The 892-nt window shown below is 34.9% G+C and carries 1 protein-coding gene; it reads left to right on the forward strand.

Translation table 11 applies throughout. The features are described 5' to 3' along the window. The coding region (locus AC5KOD_RS02530; protein ID WP_496912970.1) for a transposase at window positions 1-892 on the forward strand (892 nt) is incomplete at both ends.

Here is an 892-nt window from a genome sequence, read left to right on the forward strand (position 1 = left end):
CGTACAATCAATCGTTTTCGTGTTGTGCCAACTACGGCCGCTCTTCTTGAAGAATGTTTTATTCAATTTCGGTCACAACTAGTCCATTCACAGCTTATCGATAACGAAGCTATTTATATCGAAGGTACTAAACTTGAAGCGGATGCCAATAAATTTTCTTTTGTTTGGAAAAAATCAACAGAAAAATATAATCAATCATTAAAAGAGAAATCTCAACAGTTTTATGAAGAGTTGTATCGAGAAGAAATTCTTCCCTGCTTGAAAGAGGAAAGCGATGAAATTGGGTTGAGCACTGAACAATTAGTAGAAGCACGTGATTATTTAGCTAATGAAATTACTGAAGCAACAGAGAGAATTGAACAATCAACTGACAAATTTGCCACGTCAAAACTAAAAAGAAAACGCCGCGCAGATAAAAAATACTTAAGAAAAATAACAGACGATTTTTTACCACGGCGAAAAAAATACAATGAACATCTGGCAACCTTGGGTGCCCGTAATAGTTTTTCGAAAACAGATACAGATGCGACGTTTATGCGAATGAAGGATGACTATATGAAAAACGGCCAGCTAAAACCTGGTTATAATTTACAAATTGCTACAGAAAAACAATTTACTTTAGCTTATAAACTGTATCCCAATCCAACTGACACGCGCACACTTCCTGATTTTCTAGCAACCTATCAAAAATTGCATCGGGAGTTGCCAGAGTATATTGTTGCAGATTCAGGATACGGTAGTGAATCAAATTATCAACATATTATCGATGATTTAAATAGAATCCCTCTTATTACTTATGGGTCCTACTATCGAGATAAAAAGAAGAAACAAAAAGAGAAGCCATTCGTTAGTGATAACTGGATTTATCTTGAAACAGAAGACTTATACATAT

It is taken from the genome of Vagococcus sp. WN80Y, from assembly GCF_059621045.1.